Origin of the sequence: Bradyrhizobium xenonodulans (assembly GCF_027594865.1) — a bacterium.
Taxonomy (GTDB): domain Bacteria; phylum Pseudomonadota; class Alphaproteobacteria; order Rhizobiales; family Xanthobacteraceae; genus Bradyrhizobium; species Bradyrhizobium xenonodulans.
In genome coordinates this window covers 6422002-6437390 of sequence record NZ_CP089391.1, presented here as the reverse complement: position 1 = coordinate 6437390, position 15389 = coordinate 6422002, and the positions used below count along the sequence as shown (strand labels likewise).

The following is a 15389-nucleotide window of genomic DNA, read 5'->3' as shown; positions in this document are numbered from 1 at the left end:
AATGAGGTTTTATCTAGTAAAATCAATGTATTGTCGAATTAGAACCCTCTCCGCCAGGGCGGCAGGAGCCCCGTCATTTCTGCCTCCCCGGCAAGAATTGCCCTAAGCTCGCCGCTGGCGTGATTGCTTCACCGGAATGCCGCCTATATTAAAGGGACACTCTCAGCCGCTTTCGACCGGGCAGACCGTGCCCCCCGGGGGAACCAGGGTTCCCGGGGATCGCCGATGTCCCGCTGGAAGCACTAATCGCGGACCGCCGAACGCCGCCGTCACAACCCCTTAGGCCCATGCTCAACAGTCTGGATCTCGAAGGCCGTCCTGAGGACACCAGGGTCGTCGTTGCCATGTCGGGCGGCGTCGATTCCTCGACGACGGCTGCGCTGCTCAAGGCCGAGGGCTATGACGTCGTCGGCATCACACTGCAGCTCTACGACCATGGCGCGGCGACCCATCGCAAGGGCGCCTGCTGCGCCGGCCAGGACATCCACGACGCCCGCGACGTCGCCGCCAAGCTCGGCATTCCCCATTACGTGCTCGATTACGAAGACCGCTTTCGCGAGTCCGTCATCGACAACTTTGCCGACAGCTACGCGCTCGGCGAGACGCCGGTGCCGTGCATCGAGTGCAACCGCAGCGTCAAATTCCGCGACCTGCTCAAGACCGCGCGCGAGCTCGGCGCGCAGGCGCTCGCCACCGGCCATTACGTCGCCTCGCGACGCCGCGACGACGGCTCGCGCGCGTTGGTGTGCGCTGCCGATGCCGACCGCGACCAGAGCTATTTCCTGTTCGCGACCACGCAAGAGCAGCTCGACTTCCTACGCTTCCCGCTCGGCGACATGACCAAGCCCGAGACGCGCGAGCTCGCCCGGCGCTTCGGCCTCGCCGTCGCCGACAAGCACGACAGCCAGGACATCTGCTTCGTGCCGACGGGCCGCTACACCGACATCATCACCCGCCTGCGTCCGAACGCGATGGAAAGCGGCGACATCGTCGATCTCGACGGAAACGTGCTCGGCCGGCACAACGGCATCGCCAATTTCACCGTTGGCCAGCGCCGCGGCCTCGGCATCGCCGCGCACGCGCCGCTGTTCGTGGTGCGGCTCGATGCGGCGAACCGCCGCGTCGTCGTCGGCCCGCGCGATGCGCTGAAGATGCACCGCATCGTGCTGCGCGACGTCAACTGGATCGGCGACGGTGACATCGACTGTGCCATCGGCAATGGCCTCGAGATGTTCGTGCGCGTGCGCTCGACCCGCGCGCCGCAGCCGGCCTGGCTGCGCGGCGCGAACGGCCATTACGAGGTCGAGCTCGTCGCCGGCGAAGAGGGCGTCTCGCCGGGCCAGGCCTGCGTGTTCTACGACGCGCCCTCGGGGCAGGCGCGCGTGCTCGGCGGCGGCTTCATTCAGAGCGCCGCGGCGAAGCTTGGCGCTGGTACGACACGCCCGCTCGCGGAAGCCGTGCGCGGCTAATCATGACGAATTTGGATCGCACTCTCGCGACACCGGAAGTGCGCTCCCTCGCCCGCCTGCGGGAGAGGGTAGGGGAGAGGGCTCTCTCCGCTAGCGATATATCGCGAGCCGAAAAAGTCCTCACCCGCCACGCTCTCGTGAGCGTGTCGACCTCTCCCGCAAGCGGGATAGGCGCCAGACCGCGCGCGGTGCCGGCATTGAATTCACCAAGACGCATCACACTCTAGAAACGCGCAAGGGCAGGGGGGCATGGCAGCAGACATCTCGCGGGCCGGGGTCGAGAAGGCCTATGGCCGCTGGGCGCCGGTCTATGATCTCGTGTTCGGCAAGGTGTTCGACGCCGGACGGCAGTCGACCATCGCGGAGGCCGACCGCATCGGCGGCCGCATCCTCGATGTCGGCGTTGGCACCGGCCTCTCGCTGTCCGACTATTCCCGCACCACCAAGATCTGCGGTGTCGACATCTCCGAGCCGATGCTGCGCAAGGCGCAAGCGCGCGTGCGGGCCCTTCGCCTCTCCAATGTCGAGGTGCTCTCGGTGATGGACGCGAAGAACCTCGCCTTCCCCGATCAATTCTTCGATGCGGTGGTGGCGCAATACGTCATCACCGCCGTGCCCGATCCCGAAGGCACGCTCGACGAGTTCGTGCGCGTGCTCAAGCCCGGCGGCGAGCTGATCCTCGTCAACCACATCGGCGCCGAGAGCGGCCCGCGAAAACTGTTCGAGCTGGCGTTCGCCCCCGTCGCCCGCCGCCTCGGCTGGCGTCCGGAATTCCCGTGGGACCGCCTCGTCAACTGGGCCGCCAGGCACGGCGGCGTCACGCTGGCCGAGCGCCGCCCGATGCCGCCGATGGGGCACTTTTCGCTGATCCGCTACCATAAAACGTAATGTTGCGATGTGGGAACAGCGGGCCTTGCCCGCGCGTTCCCCTTCCATGCGCACGACATCAAACATCATCCTGGCAAGCCTCCTGATCGCCGCCTCAGGCAGCGCGATCGCGCAGGCCCCGCCCGCCCCGGCGACGCCGCCGCAAGCGACCGCGCCGCCATCCCCGCAACATGCGGCCAACTGCACGCCGCAGGACCGCCCGAACCGCTTACCCGACGGCACCACCACCGGCCAGTCGCGGGAACCGCTCGGCGACAAGCTGGCCAAATCCGACGGCGTGCTCTGCCCGCCCGCCGGCGTCGATCCCGACATGCACGCCCCGGCCCCCGAATCCGGCGGCAACACCCCGGTGATCCCGCCCCCCGGCAGCCCCGGCGGCGACCCGACCGTCAGGCCGAAATAGGGCGCTTCTTCCTTCGCCTCTCCCCGCCGGGGAGAGGCCGAAATCCGCGCAAAGCGTGGATTTCGGGTGAGGGGGACCATGCGCGAGTCCGGTGACCGAAACGGGCGCTTTTTACCCCTCCCGCCGCCTTGTCTCGCCGAAGCTTTTAGCGAAGGCGGATTGACTTCCCGCCGCCCCCTTCTTTATATGCCGCGCGTTCGCGAGATCGGCCGTAACAGCCGTTCGCGACCCTGTGGCGGGGTAGCTCAGCTGGTTAGAGCACGGGAATCATAATCCTGGGGTCGGGGGTTCGAGTCCCTCTCCCGCTACCAAATCCAGCGTAACCCCTTGATTTCCCAGACTTGGCCGATCGATGTTTCGGTGCGAGGGATATCTCATTGATACATGCGCAAGCATCGCTGATCAATGTGCGCAGTCACCCGGTCCGGCAACCAACCAGTCAGCTATAGCCAGCAGCACGAGTAGTGAAGGTGTGGAAATGGGGGTGCGAATCCCTCCCTCTCCGCCACCCAACTCGAAAACCCCTAGAAAACAGCGGACTCTTTGAATCTCAAAGGGTTTCCGGACCGACCGTCGGTACACACGGTCGGTACACATGGCTTTCGAATCTCTCAGGCGCGATCCGGACAGCGGGATCTTCCAATTGAGGAAGCGCGTCCCGAAATGGCTGCGGCGGATCATCGGTAAGCGCGAGATCAAGATCTCGCTGCGGACGCGCGACCCCGTGATCGCGCGCATCCGCCACCTCGAACTGCTGGCCAGGATCGAGCGCGAACTGTCGGGCATCGACGCCTCCATCGTCGATGGCAAGGGCCACCTGCTCGCCGACCTTCAGTGCAAATTCGAGTCCGACGTCCCGTCAGCCGCTCTCCCGTGGGTCGACGCTCGTTCGGACGAAGTCTCGTCGGCCAACGTCTCATCGGTCGACGTCCGGTCGGGGAGTGCCGTCGCTTGCGCCGCCGTCGGGCCGTCGGCAGTCGCCGTGGCCGCCGACGGCGGGACGCCGGTGCCGCTGCGCCGCCTTTTCACCTCGTACAGCAAGGAAGCGCAGCTCTCGCCCGCGACCGTCAAGCGCTGGACCCCGGTGGTCGAGCGCCTGATCGGTCATCTCGGCCATGACGACGCCGCCGCAATCACGCGCGCCGACCTCGTCGCCTGGAAGGACACGCTGCTCGCCGGCGGCATGAATAACGTCACCGTCCGCGACGTCTATCTGGCCGCGAGCAAGGCGCTCCTCCAGTTCGCGGTCGATCAGGGGCAATTGCCCGAGAACCCGACGAAGGAAGTGAAGGTCCGGGTAAAGAAGAAGGTCAAGGAGCGCGAGAAGGGCTTCGACGGCGTGGAGGCCGCGAAGATCCTGACGGCGACGCGGCTCCGGTTCTCGCATCTCATCAGCGAAGAGACGGCCGCGGCGCGCCGCTGGCTGCCCTGGATCGGCGCCTACACCGGCGCCCGCATCAACGAGCTCACGCCGCTGATCGCCGACGACTTCGTCGAGCGCGACGGCATCTGGATGATCCGTATCCGCGGCGCCAACAACAAGACGCGCACGTACCGCGATGTGCCGCTGGACAGCCACCTGATCGAGCAGGGACTGCTCGACTACGTGAGGTCGCGCCGGAAGCGGCCGCTCTTCTACGACCCGGACCGCAGCCGCGGCGGCACGGATTCGAATCCGCATCACAAGAAGGTCGCGGAGCGTCTCGCCGAGTGGGTCCGCTCGCTCGGCATCGAGGGCGTCGCGCCCAATCACGGTTGGCGCCACCGTTTTTCAACCGTGAGCCGCCTCGTCGGGGTGCCGGAGGACGTCCGCAACATCATCCAGGGTCACGCCGGCTCGAAGGTCGCCGACGACTACGGCGACACCTGGCCGCTCGTGGCGCTGCGCGAGATCGAGAAACTGCCGCGCTACGCGGTCTGAAAGGAGAACCATGATGAAGCCCACCTACACCATGACCATCGACAACGAGGCCGGCGACGAGGAGATCCTCGCCAGCGGCGTCCAAATCGAAGACGCGCTGAAGATCGCCATCGAGCACGACCGCGCGGGCGTGGCGACCGTGATCGGCCGCGACGTCGGCAAGGGACGGCTCGTCTCGATCGGGCGCATGCACGAGAACGGCGACTTCGAGTACCTCGCCTTCGAGTTCATGCGGCACGCCTGCCTGCCGCGCCTCAACGAGGACTACGCGCGCCGCTCATTCGAGCGGAAGCTGCTCGACAACAGCGGCAAGTTCTGGAGCGGGCGGGTGGAAACCGACGACGCGCACTCGCGCCGCAAATCTGCGGAGAACGCGTGAGATGACAGGCATCACGTACACGATGTTCATCGAGAACGCGACCGGGCCAGCCGCCGCCGACGTCGTGGCGTGCGGGGTGTCGCTGCCCCGCGCACTCGTCCTAGCTCTGGAATACGGCGGCAAGGGCAAACCCGCGGTCGTCTACAGCGATGTCGGCGCTCTGCACTACTTCGCCATCGGGCGCCGCCCGGCGGACGGAGGTCCGTTCCAGTGCGCCACGTGCACCGTCCTGCAGCGCTCGGAGAATCCCGGTCTCGACGCCGACAGGGCCTTCGAGATCTTCGAGCAGGTGCTGCTGCAGCATCCCCACGAGTTCTGGGAAGGGCGTGTCATGACCGACGAGGACTTCGCGCAGCGGCATCGCAATGAGGAGATCGCGACATGAACGAGATGAACAGAGTGACAACGTTCCTGCCGGGCTTCGGCGGATTTCACGGCACCGCCTGGGAAAACCTTCTTCCGTTCGCGCGCGAGCTGCGCGCCGACCGCCTCGCGACGGAAGAAAACGAGCAGGGTCTCGACGCCGCGACCATCAGCGAGATCCTGCGCGAGACGAGCGACGACACCAAGTTCTTCAAGGCGCTCGCCGAGCGCTTCTGCCGCCGCTTCGACGCTGCCATGTCGACGCAGCTGGGATTCGAACTGGGGCTTACATTCCACGAGCTCGATGGCCGAACGCTTCCCGGCTGTGCCGCTGCGACATCAGGCGGCGCGGGCGAGCGAGCGCCGCTTCTGGCGCAGGTAGCGCGTGATCTCTGCAAGCGTCATCGCGTTCAGGACCCGGTCGGCAGGGGCACCGCCCTTGCGGGCCATCAGGACGCCCCAATGCATGTGGTCGAGCTCCCGGATCGAGTGCGCGTCCGGATTGATGCTCAGCATGCAGCCGAACTCCAGCGCCGCCTGGTGCCAGCGCCAGTCCAGGTCGAGCCGCCATGGGTGGGCGTTAATCTCGACCACAACGTCGCGCTTGGCGCACGCCCGCAGCACCTTCTCAACGTCGATTTCGTAGCCCGGCCGCCGCTGGAGCTGTCGCCCCGTCATGTGGCCGATGATAGTGGTGTGAGGGTTGGAAATAGCCCGAAGCAGGCGCTGCGTCTGCACCTTGCGATCCAGCTTGAAGCGCCCATGGATGCTGGCGACCACGAAATCGAAGCGCTCCAGAACGTCGTCGTCATAGTCGAGCGACCCGTCCGCCAGGATGTCGGACTCGATACCCTTGAGGATCCGGAAGTCCTTGCCGAAGCGCTTGTTCAGTCGATCGGCTTCCCGGTGCTGCTGCGCGATCTCCTCCACGGAGAGACCGCCGGCATAGTGGGCAGACTTGGAATGGTCCGCGACTCCGAAATAGTCGAAGCCGCGCTGGCGCGTGGCCTTAGCCATGGTCTCCAGTCTCTCGGTGCCGTCGGAGGCATCGGTGTGGCAGTGAAGAATGCCGCGCAGATCCTGGTCGGTGACGAGCTTCGGAAGCTTGCCTTTCAGAGCCGCCTCGATCTCGCCGCGCCCTTCCCGGAGCTCAGGGTCAATGAAGGGCAGAGCGAGGGCGCGGTAGATCTCAGCCTCCTCGCTGGCGATCAGGGTGCGCCCATTGTGCAGGCCGTCGGGCTCCAATCGCATCCCCTTCTCCGCCGTCAAAGCCTGGAGTTGTTCGATATGAGTGGCGGAGCCTGTTGCGAAGAGGAGAGCAGCGCCGAAGTGCTTGCGGTCGGATACTCGGATTTGCAGCCCGTCGGCCGATGGCGTCGATGTGTTGTCCGGCTTGGCAGCCTCCGCAACGATCGAGAGATCGCCGACGAGTTCGCAGCCGCGGCGGAAATCGCCGGCGATCGTCACACGCTTGAGTTCAGGGCGGGACTTGCGGATCGAGTCCTTCGCATGCGCGAGCAGCGCGGCGGCGCGGTGCAGGTGGAGGCGGCCTTCTCCGCTTTTGGCAATCGCGAGGTTCTGCAGGATCTTGGTCTGCAGCGCAGCGCCGAGTCCTTTCGCCTTCTTGATGCGGTCATCCTTGGCGGCGGCCTCCAACTCCGAGAGCGAGCCGATGCCGAGATCCTTGTATAGGCGCAGCACCTTCTCCGGACGAAGGCCGGGTACAGCGAGCATCTCGAGCACGCCCGCGGGAATCTCCTTCCGCAGCTTTTCGAGGCTGGGATGACTGCCCGTCTTGTGAACCTTGGTGATGATGTCGGCAATAGCATCGCCGACGCCTGGGATCTCAGTAAGTCGATCTTCGGCGACAAGCACCTCCAGAGGAACGGCTAGGGCCGCCAAGCTGTCGGCGGCCCGAGAGTACGCTTTCGCCCGGTAGGGATTGCCGCCTCGCAAGGCGGTCCGCTGCGCGTACTCTCGCAGAAGGCTTGCCACACCGCGCGCGTCGAGCGAAGGCATTCAGCCAGCCTCCCTATCCGAGCTTTGCGGCGCCGCCGGAGCAAGGCGACCGCCGGAGCGGTCGCTTGGCCGGCGTTCGAGAGAGCTCTCGAGCTTCTGAGCTGCGCGAAAGTCGTCAAGGTGTTGGATATTGGGACCGTAGGCAGCTTCCTTTTTGAGGAGATTGTAGATCCGGCCGGCCACCAGCTGCAGACGCCTCATCCGGCCCCGCGGCATCGATCTCGCCTTGCAGAGAGCTCGGACGGCGTAGGCGCGGAAGTAGTCGAATGCGTCTGACATGATGTCAGTAAACGCCGGCTGACGACTTGAGTTCGATGCGTCGCGACAGCCTGGCGCGTGCCCGCAGCGGAACGACCGCCTCCGGATCGAATTGATCTCGCGGAAACCGAGCCCGGAGAACGCTCATGAAATGGATCTTCACGGCGGCATGCGTGGCCGCAATGGCGCTGGCGTCCTCGGGTGCGGACGCGAAGGGTTGCATCAAGGGCGCCATCGTCGGCGGCGTCGCCGGCCACATGGCAGGGCACGGCAAGCTCGGCGCTGCCGCCGGCTGCGTGATCGGCCATCATGAGGCGAACAAGAAGAACCCGAACGATTCGAATGCTCAGGCGCCGTCGGGCCGGAAGTGATCTTCCGGAACTGCGGGCGGTTGGCCCTGACGCTGCCTTGCGCCGGAGGCCGAACCGAACGTCGGCCCCATGATGATCGAAGCCGAGACGCCGCTCGTCGGGTCTTCATGACTCCCTGGGAGGAGACGCGATGCAATGGCTGGTGACGGCGCTCGTTCTCGGACTTGCCGCCTCGATCTCTGCAGTCTCGGCGCAACCGGTGAGATGGGCGACCTATTCTATCCCGCAGACGGGTACCTCGGTGGATTTCCCGGCCTCGATCTTTACCGAAGAAGCTGGCCGGCCGGACGGGTACGGACAGCGATTTCGGACGGCTGACGGCCGAGCCGACCTCACGATACAGGCCGCGCCCAACGTCTCGAACGATTCACCCGCTGCATTTCTCGCAAAGAAGCATCCGCCCGCGCGCATTCAGTACAAGCGAACGACGCCTCGGTTCTTTGCCGTGTCCAGCTACAAGGCCGACAAGGTCTGGTACAACCGGTGCAACTTCTCGAGCGGATTGATCCACTGCGTCCTGCTCAACTACCCGGCGAGCGAAGAGCGGGAGTGGGACGAGGTCGTAACGCGGATCAGTCTGTCGCTGCGCGGCAAATAAGTCGTGCGGGTGCGGGATGGAGATCGCGCCTGCCGGCGAGGGCGCGAAGGCGCGTCGCTGCGAGAATACCGTGGTTCCGGAGAGGCCGCCGCCTTTGGCTATCCTCGCGAGCGCTAGTTCTGAATAGCGGGGTCGTGAGACCTTTGGCTATCCGCGACAGGCGCCGTAGTTCAACGGCGGGCGACGGTCCCTGCAGTTCAATAGGGCGGCAAGGCTATCGTTCCTCCGACTTGCCCGCGGCTCGCCGATCTGTGGTTCACGCGGTAGCCGCCGCCCGCCCGGCGTCGGTGATGCGATACTCGATATCTCCGGATGGAAGCGGTTCGGTTTCCACGAGACCGAGCTCCACGAGCCGCGCCACGATTTCATGGTCGAACGTCGGCGGGCTGACCCAGGATTCGCCGAGGAGCTTCCTCAGGAAATCGCGCTCCAGATCGGTCAGCTCCATGCTCTAACTCCGCTCGCCGACTTCGTCCGGCACATTGCGGCGCGTCATCCGATCCTGGCCGCTTCATCTCTGGGAAATCAACTTTTCGCCCCGGATTGTGCCAGGAACAGAGGCATCGTGGCCCCGTTGATTCCTGAAGACAACATCCAGGAGGTCAACATGACCATGGAAGATCGCGAGACGTTCAGCCTGATCGGCAGCGACAAGGTCGAGGGCACGAACGCGTACGACGCGAAGGGCGAAAAGGTCGGCTACATCGAGCGCGTCATGATCGACAAGATCAGCGGCAAGGTGTCGTACGCGGTGCTCAGCTTCGGCGGCCTGCTCGGCATCGGTGACGATCACTATCCGCTGCCATGGCAGACGCTGAAATACGACACCAACCTCGGCGGCTATGTAGTCACCGGCATTTCCCAGGACCAGCTCCGCGGCGCCCCCAAATACGCCGACGAGAGCAGTTGGAATTGGAGCGACCCGGCGACGACGCGCTCGGTGAACGCCTATTACGGTGTGCCGGTGGCTTGACACGGCGCATTACGGTGCTTGGCTGGCTGACGGCGGAGGTTGCTCTTCCGCCGGACTGCGGACCAGCGCACTGCCGCACGCGAGACAACCCGGCTCGGTCGCCGAGGAGATTTGAAAGTGAGTGATGCCGTTCGTGTTCTGGTCGTGGAGGATGAAGCTCTCATCGCAAGCTTCGTCGAGGACGCCTTGTCCGACGGCGGTTTCGAGGCCTGCTCGGTCCATTCGGGGGAAGAGGCCATGTGCACCTTTTGCGATGGCCGCGAGGGATGTCGAGTCCTGCTGACGGACGTCAACCTGGGTGATGGCATCAGCGGCTGGGAGCTGGCGCGGCAAATCAGGGAAATCACGCCTGACTTTCCTGTGCTCTACATGACGAGCGCCAGCGCGCCGGACTGGGAATCGCAGGGTGTCGGCGGCAGCGTCTTGATTCAGAAGCCCTTTGCGCCGGCGCAATTGGCTGCCGCCTTCTCGCAGCTACTTGATACCGGAGCCTCGCCGGCTTGAACCGGAATCGTGGTGAGTTTCCGATGCTTCGATCGTGCCCACATCGGTTGCGGTTGATCGTTAGCGTTCTTTGACTTGGTGTGCGGCCGCGGCGCGCGCCCCCGCGACCAGCATCCAGTCCCGCAGCAGGCCTCTGTCCTCTCTGGAAAACGACGCACGCCGCTTGAGATCCTCCAGCGTCTCGCCGGGATGGCATCGCTCGAAATCCTCACGGATCAGCGACTCGAGGTAGGTCCGGTCCCATGTGCCCCCTGAACCGAGAGATTGGCGCGAGTTGGTCTTCATAGCGATGTTGGTATGCGAGAGGCCCTGCGGATTAGGATGCTCCGGTGGGAGCTGCTACGCTGAGTTCGGTAGTGCCGCCTCGTCCGTTCAGGCACGCGACAAATGGAATGGCGAAGGCTGCGGTTGCGTGCCCGAACAACACCATCGTGAGAATGGCCTGCGTAAACATCATACGGACTGCCGCTGCGCGGCGGCCCAAGGCCGCCGCATGGGGACGCCGCCGGGGCGGGGCGGATCGTCGTCCTCTCCGTCCAGCCGCCGCAACGCGGCGAGAATGTCGGCCAGGCGAAGGGTGTGGCCCACGCCCGGGATTTCTCGCAGGGCGGGACAGGATTCGACCGCGAACATGTCGGATGCCCAGGACGACAGGATGATCCTCTTCTCCGGGACGGAGAGGTCACCGTCGTTCAGGACGTCGTCCGGAGATGCATAGTGCGCGGCCGGATGGAAGAGGGGATCGAGATTGCCGGTGATCGTGCTGGCGATACTCATCGGTTGCCTCCCTACGCTCCTTTCTTCGGGACGGTTTCGATTGCGTGCCGGGCGGCGGCGGGCCGCCGTCCGGATGTCGTTACTGGCTGTTGATCGCGATGCGTTTGACGCCCGCCCGCGGGTTCTCGGACTTCGGCAGCGATACGGTCAGGACGCCGTCCTTGAACGACGCCTCGGCCTTGTCTTCCTCGACGTCCTGCAGCGGGATCTGACGCTCGAAGGCGCCGTAGTAGCGCTCGGTGAAGTATTTTCCTTCGTCTTTGCGCTCGTTCTTCTTCTCGCCGCGGATGGTGAGGACGCCATTGTTGATTTCGACGTTGACGTCCTTTTCCGTCATGCCCGGCAGCTCGACCGACACCGTCAGCGCCTTGTCGGTCTCGCTGAGCTCGAGCTTGGGCCAGCCGAATTGCCCTTCCATCAGCGGTGACAGGCCCATGCCGCCGAAGCCGCGGAAGGCATCGTCGAACAGACGGTTCATCTCGCGATGCAGCGTCATGAACGGGTCGTAGCCGCCGCGCGCCGGCGCGACCTCCTGGTTTCTCGACCAGGGAATGAGATCACGAATTGCCATGGTTGCTCTCCCTCATTTCATGGGACGGGGAGCACGGTCGCGCTTGCGCACGCCGCGTTCCCCGTCGAAGTTCGAATTGGCGTCAGGCTGCCTTTTTCTGCTCGATCTGCGCCGAAGAAGAAGCGCCGCCGGCGATCTGGATCCGGCGCGGCTTCATCGCCTCCGGCACCTCTCGGACGAGGTCGATGATCAGCAGGCCGTCGCGGAAGGAAGCCCCCTTCACCTGGACGTAGTCGGCCAGGTTGAAAACGCGCCGGAACGGACGTGCGGCGATCCCCTGGAAGAGATATTCGCCGGCCGGCTTCTCGGGCTTCCTGCCTTCGATGGTGAGCGCATTCTGCTCGGCCGTCACCGCGATGTCGTCGGCGCCGAAGCCTGCGACGGCCAGTGTGATCCGGTAGTGATCCTCGCTGGAGCGTTCGATGTTGTAGGGGGGATAATTGTCTTCGTTCGTCTGGCGCAGTGTGCTGTCGACGAGGTCGGCCAGATGGTCGAAGCCGATGGTGGAGCGCCACAGGGGCGCGAAGTCAAACGTGGTCCTCATAACCAAGTCCTCCAAAGAGCAAGATGGGTACGAAGGAGCGCAGGGCGGAAATCCAGAGGGGTCCGAAGTTTCCGGACCGGCGCCCGCGCCGGACCCGAGCAGGCATCCGGCACACCGCTCTCGCGGCAAGAAAAAAACTAGAAAGGCGCAAAAGCGTTTCAAGGTGCCGCCCGAAAAAATTTGAAACGGCGCGCGGCACGCGGAAGGACTCAGGACCGGTGGCGAAGACCCTTGGGTCAGGTCGGGCCAAATGAGTTTTTGCCGGAAGCTTGCTCTTCCGACTTTTCGAAACCGCAAAAAGCTGGTGACCGACCGCGCCACGCGACGCTGCCGCCCGATCTCCGCCAATGCGTCGTCCGTGACGCCCCGGAAGCATTCGCCCGATAGGAAACGTCGCACAGAAGCGGCCGATCGAGAGCGCACCCGCTTTCACATCGGGATGACCGGTTCGCAGCGCGCAGATAGCTCTCAAATAGGCGCCGCGCATGCAGCTCCGGTAGCCGTGTGGCAATGGGTTCCGATCTCCCCTCGGGAAAAAGAGGAAGTCCTCCTGCCGTTGCTCCGGAACGATTGCCATCACTGATGGGTTCATGCAGCGCCGCATCCAGCGGCCAGGAGAGAGTCATGAAGAAGCTGCTGCTGATGTCCGCGGCCGCCGCGCTGATCTCGACGGGCGCGATGGCTCAGTCGACGGTGGTCACCACCACAGGCGCCGGTCATGCCGCCGTGCAGATCGAGCCGGAGTACCGCACCAAGATCCGCACCTACGTGACCGAGCACAAGATCCGCCCGGTCGAGACACGCGAGAAGATCGTCGTGGGTCAGCCCGTGCCGCGCGATGTCGAGCTCGAGGCGGTGCCCGCCGACTGGGGTCCGTCGCTCACCAAATACCGCTACGTCTACTCCGGCGAGCGCGTGATGCTGGTCGATCCGTCGACGCGCACCGTGGTCCAAGAGGTGGACTAAGTCCACCGCGGCGGGTCGCGGGAGGAGGCGACCCGCCGCAAGCCGGCGTTCGGCATCCGCCGAGAAGCGATTCCTTGAGCTGCGAGTGCGGTCCATGCCGATCGTCAGATACTTCGTATTCGTCGGCGGGCTGCTGCTGGCGCTGCTCTTTGCCGCGGACCGCTATCTGCCGGCGCCGGTCGAGCGTACCGGCGCGACCGATCCCGACAGGACGACCATCAGAATCCGGTCGGCAAGAAGCCTTCCAGAGAAGATCGTCTTCGACGCGCGGCCGCGGGCCGATGTTCCGAAGATAGCGGAGGCTCATCCGATGCCGGAGGAACCGCAGCAATCGGCGCGAGAGGCGATGGCCTCGATGCCTGCAGCACCACCTCCCGACGCCAAGAAGGAGCCGCCTGAGCGCAAACGCGCGGAAGCTCGTCCGCAGGCGAAGCGGTGGGCGAAATCCGCGAGAAGGCCAGCCGAGCCACGGCTGGCGTTCGAACGGCACGATTTCTTTACCGGCGGATGGTGGTGAGCTGCAATATCCAGCTTCACGCAACGAAAAGGCCGCGCTCGTTCCGAGCGCGGCCTGACGGGGCCTTGAGGGACGGCGCCGTCTCACCAGTGGTGATGATGCCAGCGGTGCCGCACGACCGGATAGGCGCCGCCGTAATAGGCGTAGGCGGGCCGGACGACGCGACGGTACCGGTAGCCATAGGACACCGGCGCGGTGTAGTAGGTCGTGGCGTAGCCGCCACCCCAGCGGTAGGGCGCATCGTACCCATAGTCGTAGGCGTAGGGTCTGCCATAATAGCCGGCGCCGTAGTAGCCTGGACCGTAGTCGTAGTAGCCCGGCCCCCAGGCGTACGCCGAGGAGGCAAGCCCGCCGATCAACGCGCCGGCGATCAGGCCGCCAGCGATACCCGGTCCCCAGCCACCTCGCCAATGAGCTTCGGCGGGCGACGTCGCCGCGACCGAGCTGAGACCGAGAGCGCCGACCGTCGCGGCCACCATTGCAATCTTCCTCATCGGATTACTCCTTTCCGCGTTTCTTGCCCGGCCAAATAACGGGAAAAACAGGCAATGGTTGCTTTTTGCCCAGGTGCCGAGCGGCATGGGATAGTCGGGCGCCGGTGCGGCAGTCACTCGAAAGTTTCGAGCTTGGACACAAACATTTCGACCGAAGAGGGGTGCAATCCGCGTGCGGTGCGGCGACTTTCGGAGCTTGCCGAGTTGGACTTCGCGTGTAGACTTGGCGGGATATTGGGGCGCTTAACACTCTTGAATTCGGCGCCCGTGCGATTGCGCTACGACTGTTTTTCCTTTGGGGGGATCCTATGTTCGATCCGGCCACGACCGCGCTTCTGCGCGCAGTCCTCAACGAAGTCTGCGAAGACGTCTCGCGCTATGAGACCGGCGCCCGCACTCACGTGGCGTCCAGGATTCTGGAAGCCGCCACGAAGGGCGACACTTCGCGCGACAGGCTGAAGCAGGTCGGCCGCGAGGCTCTCCACGATGCGCCAACCATGTGGCGATAGGCGGAGGGGAGCGGGGGGTGAATTTCCAGGTCACGGTGCTGAAGATCCTGGTGAGCTATCCCGACGGTTTCGCCGTCATGGCGGACCTCAAGCGCGACATGGCAATCCTGGCGACGAGCGGACGGGACTGGGCCGAGCGGACCAAACGCCTGGCCGCTCGAGCGCCGGATCTGGACATCTTCTCGCAAGGACTGGTCGAGCGCTTGAACGGCGGCTGGCGCATCACCGAGAAGGGCCGCGGACTGTTGGAGCTCATGGAAGCCCGGCCTGGCGAGCCGGTTCCGGCAAGCGAACTACCCGCAGCTGAACCGCTGCCGGCGCCTCGTCTTCACGACTCAGTACGGCTTGGTCGAGCCCAACGCCGGCAACGCCGCCGAGCCGCCCGCGACCGCGCGCGGGCGAAAGCTTCCTGATAGACCTGCCAAGCGCTTCTCCGCCAAAGGTCGAAGCCTTGGGAAAAACTAGAAACTTTCGCCATCGCGCTGAGTTGGCAGCGACTGGATCCAGTCGCTCGGAGTGTAAGGATGGTCGACGAAGTCACGGTGAGAAAGGCGGCAGAGACGGCCTGGACCGTGTACCGGGCGGCGCACCCTGACATCGACGTTCAGGACAGCCGCCGCTGCCTGCTCGAGCGCTATCTGCACAGGAGACGGGGAGAGCGAGAGAGCGATGCCGAAGAACTCGCCAGCTTCGGGATAGCCTACCTGCACCAGCTTCCCGAAGACGAATGTTGACGGGCATGAAGACGTTCGTCGCGCGCGTGGTTCGCGACAGCACAAGGCCCAGTTGGACGCTGCTCGCGATTTCATATCTCATTTCCGCGGTCATCGTGATTGCCCTGCGGCGCGTGGTCGGGGCCTAGCCG

At 64.9% G+C, this 15389-nt stretch carries 23 protein-coding genes and 1 tRNA gene; 17 read left to right on the top strand and 7 right to left on the bottom strand.

The window, feature by feature from the left end:
* Window positions 1-287: 287 nt before the first annotated feature.
* From mnmA to I3J27_RS30550, 7 genes are all read left to right on the top strand, one after another.
* On the top strand, window positions 288-1469 hold the full coding sequence (mnmA, locus tag I3J27_RS30580; RefSeq protein WP_270162582.1) for a tRNA 2-thiouridine(34) synthase MnmA: 1182 nt from the start codon (window positions 288-290) through the stop codon (window positions 1467-1469).
* Window positions 1470-1718: 249 nt separating this feature from the next.
* Window positions 1719-2357, top strand: coding sequence for a class I SAM-dependent methyltransferase (locus I3J27_RS30575; RefSeq protein ID WP_270162581.1), 639 nt, complete (start codon window positions 1719-1721; stop codon window positions 2355-2357).
* Between the two features lie 46 nt (window positions 2358-2403).
* Window positions 2404-2760: a hypothetical protein gene (locus I3J27_RS30570; protein WP_270162580.1), complete on the top strand. Its 357-nt coding sequence runs from the start codon at window positions 2404-2406 to the stop codon at window positions 2758-2760.
* A gap of 234 nt (window positions 2761-2994) precedes the next feature.
* A tRNA-Met gene (locus I3J27_RS30565) sits at window positions 2995-3071 on the top strand.
* A 332-nt stretch (window positions 3072-3403) separates the two neighbouring features.
* The gene (locus tag I3J27_RS30560; RefSeq protein ID WP_270162579.1) at window positions 3404-4681 is read left to right on the top strand and encodes a DUF6538 domain-containing protein; all 1278 of its coding nucleotides are present in this window, start codon (window positions 3404-3406) and stop codon (window positions 4679-4681) included.
* A 10-nt stretch (window positions 4682-4691) separates the two neighbouring features.
* On the top strand, window positions 4692-5060 hold the full coding sequence (locus tag I3J27_RS30555; RefSeq protein WP_270162578.1) for a hypothetical protein: 369 nt from the start codon (window positions 4692-4694) through the stop codon (window positions 5058-5060).
* 1 nt (window position 5061) lies between these two features.
* Window positions 5062-5445: a hypothetical protein gene (locus I3J27_RS30550; RefSeq protein WP_270162577.1), complete on the top strand. Its 384-nt coding sequence runs from the start codon at window positions 5062-5064 to the stop codon at window positions 5443-5445.
* A 317-nt stretch (window positions 5446-5762) separates the two neighbouring features.
* On the opposite strand, the gene I3J27_RS30545 is transcribed toward I3J27_RS30550, so the two are convergent.
* On the bottom strand, window positions 5763-7442 hold the full coding sequence (locus tag I3J27_RS30545; protein WP_270162576.1) for a DNA polymerase/3'-5' exonuclease PolX: 1680 nt from the start codon (window positions 7440-7442) through the stop codon (window positions 5763-5765).
* A 404-nt stretch (window positions 7443-7846) separates the two neighbouring features.
* Here I3J27_RS30545 and I3J27_RS30540 point away from each other — a divergent pair, with 404 nt between their 5' ends.
* A complete protein-coding gene (locus I3J27_RS30540) occupies window positions 7847-8071 on the top strand; it encodes a hypothetical protein (protein ID WP_270162575.1) in 225 nt (74 codons plus the stop codon).
* A gap of 130 nt (window positions 8072-8201) precedes the next feature.
* Window positions 8202-8669 carry a hypothetical protein gene (locus I3J27_RS30535; protein WP_270162574.1) on the top strand — a complete coding sequence of 156 codons (468 nt, stop codon included), beginning with the start codon at window positions 8202-8204 and terminating at the stop codon, window positions 8667-8669.
* A gap of 256 nt (window positions 8670-8925) precedes the next feature.
* Here I3J27_RS30535 and I3J27_RS30530 read toward each other — a convergent pair whose 3' ends face one another.
* The gene (locus I3J27_RS30530; protein ID WP_028150789.1) at window positions 8926-9117 is read right to left on the bottom strand and encodes a hypothetical protein; all 192 of its coding nucleotides are present in this window, start codon (window positions 9115-9117) and stop codon (window positions 8926-8928) included.
* 159 nt (window positions 9118-9276) lie between these two features.
* Here I3J27_RS30530 and I3J27_RS30525 point away from each other — a divergent pair, with 159 nt between their 5' ends.
* Both I3J27_RS30525 and I3J27_RS30520 read left to right on the top strand, forming a co-directional pair.
* Window positions 9277-9642, top strand: a complete 366-nt coding sequence (locus I3J27_RS30525; RefSeq protein WP_018643617.1) for a PRC-barrel domain-containing protein — start codon at window positions 9277-9279, stop codon at window positions 9640-9642.
* Window positions 9643-9759: 117 nt separating this feature from the next.
* Window positions 9760-10146, top strand: coding sequence for a response regulator (locus I3J27_RS30520; RefSeq protein ID WP_270162573.1), 387 nt, complete (start codon window positions 9760-9762; stop codon window positions 10144-10146).
* Window positions 10147-10206: 60 nt separating this feature from the next.
* Here the strand turns inward: I3J27_RS30520 and I3J27_RS30515 are convergent, their stop codons facing one another.
* The 4 genes from I3J27_RS30515 to I3J27_RS30500 all read right to left on the bottom strand — a co-directional run bounded on the left by I3J27_RS30515 (window position 10207) and on the right by I3J27_RS30500 (window position 12038).
* Window positions 10207-10431: a hypothetical protein gene (locus I3J27_RS30515; RefSeq protein ID WP_270162572.1), complete on the bottom strand. Its 225-nt coding sequence runs from the start codon at window positions 10429-10431 to the stop codon at window positions 10207-10209.
* Window positions 10432-10599: 168 nt separating this feature from the next.
* Window positions 10600-10923, bottom strand: a complete 324-nt coding sequence (locus I3J27_RS30510) for a hypothetical protein (RefSeq protein WP_270162571.1) — start codon at window positions 10921-10923, stop codon at window positions 10600-10602.
* A 79-nt stretch (window positions 10924-11002) separates the two neighbouring features.
* Window positions 11003-11494 (bottom strand): Hsp20/alpha crystallin family protein, encoded by a 492-nt coding sequence (locus I3J27_RS30505; RefSeq protein WP_270162570.1) that lies wholly within the window; start codon window positions 11492-11494, stop codon window positions 11003-11005.
* Between the two features lie 82 nt (window positions 11495-11576).
* Window positions 11577-12038, bottom strand: coding sequence for an Hsp20 family protein (locus I3J27_RS30500; protein WP_270162569.1), 462 nt, complete (start codon window positions 12036-12038; stop codon window positions 11577-11579).
* Between the two features lie 624 nt (window positions 12039-12662).
* On the opposite strand from I3J27_RS30500, the gene I3J27_RS30495 reads away from it, so the two are divergent.
* Window positions 12663-13004, top strand: coding sequence for a DUF1236 domain-containing protein (locus tag I3J27_RS30495; protein WP_270162568.1), 342 nt, complete (start codon window positions 12663-12665; stop codon window positions 13002-13004).
* Window positions 13005-13098: 94 nt separating this feature from the next.
* Window positions 13099-13521, top strand: a complete 423-nt coding sequence (locus I3J27_RS30490; RefSeq protein ID WP_270162567.1) for a hypothetical protein — start codon at window positions 13099-13101, stop codon at window positions 13519-13521.
* Between the two features lie 83 nt (window positions 13522-13604).
* Here the strand turns inward: I3J27_RS30490 and I3J27_RS30485 are convergent, their stop codons facing one another.
* A complete protein-coding gene (locus I3J27_RS30485) occupies window positions 13605-14015 on the bottom strand; it encodes a hypothetical protein (RefSeq protein ID WP_270162566.1) in 411 nt (136 codons plus the stop codon).
* A 308-nt stretch (window positions 14016-14323) separates the two neighbouring features.
* Between I3J27_RS30485 and I3J27_RS30480 the strand changes: the two genes are divergently transcribed.
* From I3J27_RS30480 to I3J27_RS30465, 4 genes are all read left to right on the top strand, one after another.
* Window positions 14324-14524, top strand: coding sequence for a hypothetical protein (locus I3J27_RS30480; RefSeq protein WP_270162565.1), 201 nt, complete (start codon window positions 14324-14326; stop codon window positions 14522-14524).
* 17 nt (window positions 14525-14541) lie between these two features.
* Window positions 14542-14937 carry a hypothetical protein gene (locus tag I3J27_RS30475; protein WP_270162564.1) on the top strand — a complete coding sequence of 132 codons (396 nt, stop codon included), beginning with the start codon at window positions 14542-14544 and terminating at the stop codon, window positions 14935-14937.
* Between the two features lie 111 nt (window positions 14938-15048).
* The gene (locus tag I3J27_RS30470) at window positions 15049-15258 is read left to right on the top strand and encodes a hypothetical protein (protein ID WP_270162563.1); all 210 of its coding nucleotides are present in this window, start codon (window positions 15049-15051) and stop codon (window positions 15256-15258) included.
* 5 nt (window positions 15259-15263) lie between these two features.
* Window positions 15264-15386: a hypothetical protein gene (locus tag I3J27_RS30465; protein WP_270162562.1), complete on the top strand. Its 123-nt coding sequence runs from the start codon at window positions 15264-15266 to the stop codon at window positions 15384-15386.
* Window positions 15387-15389 lie beyond the last annotated feature (3 nt).